The 8,190-nt window shown below is 39.5% G+C and carries 3 protein-coding genes; all 3 read right to left on the bottom strand.

The window, feature by feature from the left end:
- Positions 1-320: 320 nt before the first annotated feature.
- Positions 321-731, bottom strand: a complete 411-nt coding sequence (locus tag HNP36_RS14875; protein WP_184167562.1) for a VanZ family protein — start codon at positions 729-731, stop codon at positions 321-323.
- Positions 673-1,050 (bottom strand): glycine cleavage system protein GcvH, encoded by a 378-nt coding sequence (gcvH, locus tag HNP36_RS14870; protein ID WP_184167559.1) that lies wholly within the window; start codon positions 1,048-1,050, stop codon positions 673-675. Before gcvH ends, HNP36_RS14875 begins: the two co-directional genes overlap by 59 nt.
- 109 nt (positions 1,051-1,159) lie before the next feature.
- On the bottom strand, positions 1,160-8,134 hold the full coding sequence (gene sprA / locus HNP36_RS14865; protein ID WP_184167557.1) for a cell surface protein SprA: 6,975 nt from the start codon (positions 8,132-8,134) through the stop codon (positions 1,160-1,162).
- Positions 8,135-8,190 lie beyond the last annotated feature (56 nt).

Below are 8,190 nucleotides of genomic sequence, written 5' to 3'. Positions count from 1 at the left end.
CGGTTGCAAAAGTAATTATTTATTTATTAATGACCAAATATTTATCAAAGAAAATTTAAAGTTTTTTTTTAACCCTAACCCCTTTTCCTAAATATTCAATCCAACTCCTGCGCTTACTGATTCCTTTCGTTTTTCAGTGGGGCAAAGATAGGCCCTTTACCCTACACAAAACAAATTTATTTAACATAAATTTCATGTTTGCGTAATATTTGACTGTAAAGAACTGGTAAGCAGAAGAAAAAATTTAAACAATGTTTAAATTCTATTACAATATTTATTATTTATTGCGGATGTAGCTGAATCTACAAAAGAGTTTAGGTTTAGAAAAATCTTTTGACCAATGCTCTATATACAAAGTATCCGATCAGACATCCTATTGTATCTGCTACAATATCCAGAGATTCCATGGATCTGCCCAATCCCATTTCTTCCTGAAGAATTTCAGTAAGGAAGGCATATATAAGTATGATCTGAAAGAAGTATAAAAATTTGATTCTAGGGAAAGTGGCAATGAAAGAGAAACCTAACATTGCAAATATGCTCACATGTAACACTTTATCAATCCCGCTGAACATAAACCAATACTCATGGTTTTCTTCACCCGGCTTGAGGAGCATATACGTAAGAAATGCCCAATAAATGGGCAAAATCTTACTGAATATTTTTGAAACCTTATCCAATGACAGCCTGATATTCTTCTGCAGTAAGCAGTTCTGAATGATCTGCACCATCAGCAATTTCTAATTTAATGATCCATCCGTTTCCATAAGGATCTGTATTTAACAGTTCGGGCTGATCTTCCAATTCTGAATTAAATTCAATAACTTTTCCAGCTATAGGCAGGAATAAATCTGAAACAGTCTTCACTGCTTCTACACTTCCGAAAACAGCTCCTCCTTCAAGATCATCATCTACAGTATCCACATCTACATATACGATATCGCCAAGCTCTCCCTGTGCGAAATCTGTAATACCGATTGTAGCCACATTGCCTTCAATCTTGATCCATTCGTGATCTTTCGTGTACTTTAATTCTGATGGTGTATTCATTTTAATTTTTATTTTGTACAAATGTATTCAAAATAACAGTAGGTTCAAATATCGGATATAAAAAATGTCCTTCAAAATTGAAGGACATTTCAGGTTCATTTTATTTTATTTAGAAACCGCCGCCTGAGTCACCAAAGGTGAACGTTGCAGACAGACCTGCTCTAATGGTAGACAGCGGGAACGCTGTCGATATTTTATACTTGGAGGTCATCTGTTCATAGAATACTCTCAGGTTGAGATTTTCAGAGACGTTATAGTCTGCCGAAAGTTTTATATTCATCAGTTTCTGTCCTCCTGTGATCTGTGAATCGTTCAACAGGATATTCATGATGGATGTTTTACTGTCTCTCAATGAAATATCTCCCCTGATGTTCAGGTCACTGCCTTTTCCTCTTGATCCTCTTGTATTGGCCATACCAAGTCTGAAGTTCTTAACGATATATCCCAGTCTTACTACATATTCTGTATTTGAATCTTCAGTAAGAGTATGGTTTACCAATCCTAACAACAGCATTCTGTTTTTGTTATACTGGATCCCGAACTGCATATTGTTTCTCATGGTAACATCTATTCCGATAAGCGGAGAGAATGATTCTACATAACCCACCTGCGAGAATGTAAACGGATTGATGTAGTCATTATTAACATCGAATGCATTTCCTCCTGAAATTCTGTTAAAATAATCAATGCTTGACTGAATACCTGTTGCCGTATAAGTTGCAGTATAGGCATGATTGATATCAAACTTAGCGAACTGTCCGTTGATAATAGGAATGTTTCTTAATCCTGAATAAATAATTTTCCAGTTTGGAATAGGAAGTCCCGCTTTTTTAGCATTCCCCATCTGTTTAACAGATTTTCCTTCAACAGCAGCTCTGAATGCCGGAATCAATACATAAGCATTGGCAATACTGTAGTGATCTGCAAAGCCGTCACTGTTCAGTACTTCGCCCATACCCAGCTGCTGTGAAAGTACCATTGCATTTTCCCTGATGGCCTGGTAAACGGCCTGGGTCTCTTTAAACGATGTTTTAAGAAGTACAACAGAATTGGAATAGGTTACCAGATCATTTGCAAATGTATAATCATGATTCAATGTTGCAAGGTTATTCCGGTTATTAAATCCGGATTGTGAGAAGTTCCTGTTATAGTTATGCAACGCACTGAGGTCAATTCTTAAATCATTCATAGGAGCGATCTGTAAATTGGCCCTTAACTCTCTTGTTAACATTTTCACATAAGGATCAGTCATGTAAGGCGAATCGCTTACCCAGCCGTTTTCAAGTACGGTTCTTCTGATATCAGCCTGTGATCCTAAAAGGAATCCTATAGTTGGGCCTCCCAGTGTCTGACCATAACCGTACATGTTTGGTGCTGAAAGCAGACCCGGAAGTACTGTTCCGTTATTTTCAGAGTAATTAATATCCAACTGCTTGAACGATGTCAATGCGAAGGCTGCACTTTGAAGAAGAGTCAGTTTATTTTTGAATTTATAATTCTTATACCTGTATCTCTTTTTCTCCCATTGCTGGGTATATACATTATTTAATGAATCTATTTCCTGCTTACGTTTCTGCAGTTTTGCCGAAATATTCTTGAAGTATTTAAACTGACCGAAGAATTTAGGAATATCCGCAGTAGCTGTAGCCTGAATTACGTTTGTATTCTGACCTACTGAACCTAAGCTTCCTTCAGGGCTTGAAAGAAGTGCCGTGGATCTTGCATTCCAATTGTAGGTAAGCCCGTATCCGACTTCTGCCTGAATGAAATCCAAATAAGGAAGATACTGGAACGGCAGCTGGTAATTAAGCTGTACCCTGTGGTTGTACAATACCGGTCTACCCGCTCTGAATACATTTCCAAAAATGGATTTATCATCCATTCCGTTTACATCTACATTATCATTTAAGGTTCTGGTTGCGGAATTGATCTCCAGGTTTAATGATTTGGTGAATTTAAATCCTAAACCATACTGCCACCCGAAGTAGAAGTTTCTGTTTTTAATGGCGGCAAAACTGTCGCCGGTATTTCCACTTAAGATTGCTTCTACGTTTCTGAACTCAAGTTCATTATAGTTCCTGTCTACTTCCGTTCTGAAAGATAATCTTGTAGGAACCGGATTGAAGTTGAATTCTTTGATCCATCTCAGATACTTCGTGGATTTTGCCGTATCACTGATCATTTTGTTGAATGGCTTAATTACCCACGGCTTGAAGGTGTAGTTATAATCTACGTACCCTCTCAGATACTGTCTGTAGTTTTTGGATGTGTAAATATCCCTGTAATAATCATCGTTATAAACGGCTGTTACAGAAACGTTCTCAATATCATAGAATTTAGGTTTTTTATTTGGATTTACTCTTTCCTTATGCATATTCACAACACCAATACTTCTTTGCTGTGTGTAAGTTCTCGCTACTTTTTTAAGCTGTTCCTTGTTAGCTGCCTTGCTGAATTCCACATCGGTGTCAAGAGGGTTGTATTTCGGATCCTCGATGGTTTGTGAATAGGAATAGTTTAAAGGAATTTTCATCCCGCTTTTTTCAGGAAGGAATTTATCTACGTTTACAGCAGTATTAATACTGAATGCAGACTGTGTAGACTGATTTCTTTCTGCCGGCTTTGAATCTATATTACCGAAACCTACGGAAGTATAAGACGCATTTGTGTTCACGGTAGCAAAATCTCCGAGGTTGAAGTTCAAACTTGCGTTACCTGCATAACCTCCGTCATTTTCAATTTCGGAAAGGCGGATCTCATTTACCCAAAGAATCCTGGTTATAGATTCGCTTCGGCTTGTATTTCTTACCCCGATCATAATGGTCGTAACATTTCCTAAGCTTGGACGTCCTTTGATATAAATTCTTTTGGAATTATCACCAAAAACGTTATCCATTGTTCTGTTGGTAACATTAGATGAGCTTTTATCTCTTCGGATCTTGGCATCTACAAAGTCCTGGATATCAAAATCAACATTGTTTTCAACAGGCCATATTTCCAATGGTGTTGTTGCTGTACTTTGGGTAAGCATCATCTCAGATTCGTATTCGTAATAGTTATCTGTAGCATCGCTTCCGAAACGGATGAAGAATTTAGCTTCTTTATCAATACCTACGTCTCTGCTGTTTGGAGCCTGGTCATGTACAAAAAGCTTAAGCTTTTTATATCTTCTCATATCCAGGGTTGTATTTTTGAAAACTCCTCTTGCTTCTCCTGCAAGGTTATCTACTCTCATGTACAATGAAGCTTCATTCTGTCTCTGTGCTCCTGCATTTCCGCTTAATACCTGTCTGTCAATTCCCGGAGGCAATACGTACGGAGGCTGGTTCAATGCATTTTCCTCAATATTTACACTCCCTACTTCAAAGTTATTGTTCATATTTACATCAGCAGAAGCCATTCCTTCATCAGTAGAGTTTACAGTTGGACTGGCAATCTTATTCGGATATCTTCTCCAGTCTGATCTTACCAAATCCATTGTACCGAATCTTAAAGTGGAAGTCTGCTCAAAACCTGCAAGCATTAATCTCGCAAATCTTACGTTATTCAATACGGATGCACTTTTTTCTCCTTCTGCATCAGTTTCAGCATATTTGGAAACAGGAATTCTGAATAAGTACCATTTTACATCGGAAGTCTGCCCGTTCTGGAATGTAGCCTTTACAGTTTTTACATCTACGATATTGTTCTGTCCTAATCCAAGGCTAGGCTTATCTAATTTCACAACATATTCGTTGTAGCTTTCTGTTTGGTCAAGGTTATAATCTTTGTTGATATCTTCCGCATCCGGAGTTTGTGAAGCCACCTCTAGTGAATTCGCCTGTGAGTTGCCTTCCGGATTTCTGAAATATTTATATCTCTGAACAAGAGATGCCGCCTGACCGCCTGTAAATTTATCCGACATAAAGAATACGAAATCATCCACAGCAGGGTCAACCAGATTGGTAACCGGGTTCACAAATGTATTTCCGAACCTCATGGATTCCTGATCTGAGTTTAAACCGTCGTATCCTAAGTCCTGAGCTCTTCTGTCGTCTCCTTCACTTGAAAACGCATAAAGGATTGGTGGCTGTTTAGGCTGTACTCCCCAATTGGAAGTAGTGGTAGTGGATGGCGCTCCCGGAGTAGGAAGACCATTTTCATATTGCATTTTCCCATCTTTCAGGATGTCTTCGGAAACGTTTCCTAACTGAAGTAAAAGTCTGGCATTATTTCCTAAAACATTTCCATCCGCATAAGGGTCCATCATCCAGAATTCAACGTATTCTATATTTGAATTTACAAAATTGGAAACACTTACAGGTCTCATGATACCCGCCCATCTGGAAGCAGCTGTTTCAGAACCAGGATTAACGTTGTATGGTCCTTTTTCCTGAGGATAGTAGGATATATCCAAAGTATTGGTGAAGGTCTGCTCACCTGCAACAAAATCTCTGTTATTATAAATTTCGGAAGTCTGAACTCTTCTGGACGCGTGGTTGGAAACAGACTGTGGTGTAATTCCCGCAGGCGCTCTACCTCCTACTCCCCAGAATCTAGGGTCAATATTATACCATGATAAAAGCCCTCTCCCATAACCGCTTGTAAGAGCATCATCACCCGGAGCCCCGTTAAATGGAGGCGCAAGGTTTTTCTCTGGTCTTGAGGCCAGACTCCAGGCCGCAGGTTCTTTTAAGGATATTTTAGAGGTTGTCTGTTCGAAATCATCTACATAAGACTGGTCATTCGTTCCTTTATTCAATCCCGGAAGAAGGTATGCCGCTTCCATTTTGAAGTTCAGATTGGATGGAGCTTCAGTATTTACAAATGGAATCTTGTCTGTAAGCCTTGTCAGGAAAGGAACCTGATTATTATACATCATATTGATTCCGGCCATTGTATTGTTAACAGCCTCCTGCCCATAGTTTACCTTTTGGGTAAGCGGAGATTCGGAATAATTAACAACTGTTCCTCCTAATATGAAGTTCTCATTGAACCTTCTTTCTAAATTTAAACCTAAGAATCTTTTCCTTTGGGTATTAAAGGTAAGCTGGTTTTCTAATGAGATATTGATAGCCTGTCCGGACTGTTTAACATTTTCATTGATAATTGTTACCGTTCCGAGCATATAATCTACGGTATAGTCTACACCTTCCGTAAGCTGAACACCGTTTGCAGTAACTTTTACAGATCCCTGCGGCACGTTTACAGCTCCAAGGGAAATCCCCTGTCCCTGTGTTCCTTTATATCGCCCTTCTATGGTATATCTTTGGGCAAGGTTACTTGAAGATGCCACCTGCTTCTGCTGTTTGTAGAGATCTGTGAAAACAATCTGAGGATCGTTCCCCACCTGGCTCTGCATAAAGCTTCCGAAAGGCTGTACTTTGGTAAAGATAATTCTTCCGGTTTCCGGCCTGATGGTGATCCCGTTAACAAAGTCAAAAATACCGTCTCCCAATACCCCGCTGCTGGCCTGGATATCACCGTTCATATTAAGACGGTCCCAGTTAAGTAATTTTAATAAATTTTGATTCTGAACAGGTGTACCCGGAAGGTAGTTTACTTTACCTCCGGTTTTCGGGTCTCTGTAGAAAACATTAAGAATAAAGTTATCCTGTGCTACCTGTCCTGCATCCAGGGAATAGATGTTTTTCATCATCAGGTCCCACATCGGAGATTCTGTGTTTACTTTATTGTTTACTCTAAGAACTTTGGTTACCAATACGGGACTTTCTTCGGAGAATTCCCCTACTTTATAGACTTTGTTGGTACCATCGGTAAAGGAGTATGAAACGGCTAGAAGCTGATTTTCGTTCAGCTTCTGGTTCAATGAAATATATCCTAATTGAGGCTGCAATGTATATTCATTAGCATTCAGCCTTCTTGCTTTGGTATTGAAAATAAACTGTTCTCCGTTATCATACGGCTGTGTGCTTCCCGGAAACATCTGCCCCTGAAAGGTTGTTGCGTAATTTTTACCGGCTTCTCTTACTCCTACAGCTGCATTAACGGACTGATACAACCCGTTCTGGGAGTTGTCCGGCAGTCCTGAAGCTCCTTCTCCCAAATCCCTGATACCAATAATGCTTTTCTGGTAAGCAAGGTTACTGTTCCCCTGATCAAGCACCCAGACTTCCAATCTGGTAACGTTAACTGTGGAGTTGATCTGAGGATAATTAGTCAATGCATTGTCATAACGGTCCAGGAAATAGTGTCCCAGGAAGAAGTGTTGGTTGTCTTCATAGTCAATGGCGTTAACTTTAAAGTTATTCATAACACCTCCGCCCTGTACTACAATATTACGGGCTTCACCCTGCTGTTGGGAAAGAACTACTGTTCCGTAAGTTTTTCCCAGCTGGAATTCTGTTTTTACACCGAATAACGACTGTGAACCACGGATAAGACTGGTAGAAAGCGGCATATTCACATTACCGAATTCTACTCTTTTAATGATTTTATCTTCGCCTCCTGCATTAGGCTTGTCTACATCGCCAAGGCCTTTGGACTGAAGGTCTTTCCAGTTTCCTTTTGCCTGCCACACGAGGTTCATTCTGTTTTCGAATGCAAAACCACTCTGGGTATCGTAATTGGCTTTCAACTGGAGGTTTTCTCCTACTTTACCTAATAATCCCAGCTGTATTCTCTGGTCTATATCAAAGGTAAAACTGGTTCTGTTCTGTGGCAGAATCAGAGGGTTATCTATCTTCTGATACAGCCCGGCAAAGTCTAAAGAAGCATATCCTGAAGGAATGATCTCTATTTTATTACTCCCAAAAATGGTTTCAAACAGCCTGTTGTTGATCATTAAAGACGGAATAAGCCCTTTTTTACGGGCATCTGTTCTATCTCTTCTGTAAAGGAGACTGTATTTATCGGATTTTTCTTTGTAGTACGCTTTTGACTGTGTTGCGAGCATAAATTCTTTATACTCTTCGGGTGACATTGCTGTAGGCGGACCTGTAAATGTATTCCCAATTTTAGGGTATACGTAATACATTCCGGTTTTTATGTCGTAAAAGGCTTCATACCTTGTAGGATCGGCCAGTTGATAGTCTTTCTTTATGATCGCAGTATCACGCACCTGTGCAAAGGAACTTACTGACATGCACAGGAACGACAGGAACAAAAATATTTTCAGATGCTTATTATTCGCCACCAAAT

The sequence above is a fragment of the Chryseobacterium shigense genome (genome assembly GCF_014207845.1).
In the GTDB taxonomy this organism is placed as follows: domain Bacteria; phylum Bacteroidota; class Bacteroidia; order Flavobacteriales; family Weeksellaceae; genus Chryseobacterium; species Chryseobacterium shigense_A.
Note: the sequence above shows the minus strand (reverse complement) of the source record. Positions and strands in the feature narration are given on the sequence as shown.

Bases quoted from the DNA above. Each gene is read 5' to 3' on its own strand.
- HNP36_RS14875 (WP_184167562.1), bottom strand. From the start codon at position 731: ATGGTGCAGATCATTCAGAACTGCTTACTGCAGAAGAATATCAGGCTG.
- gcvH (WP_184167559.1), bottom strand. From the start codon at position 1,050: ATGAATACACCATCAGAATTAAAGTACACGAAAGATCACGAATGGATC.
- sprA (WP_184167557.1), bottom strand. From the start codon at position 8,134: ATGTCAGTAAGTTCCTTTGCACAGGTGCGTGATACTGCGATCATAAAG.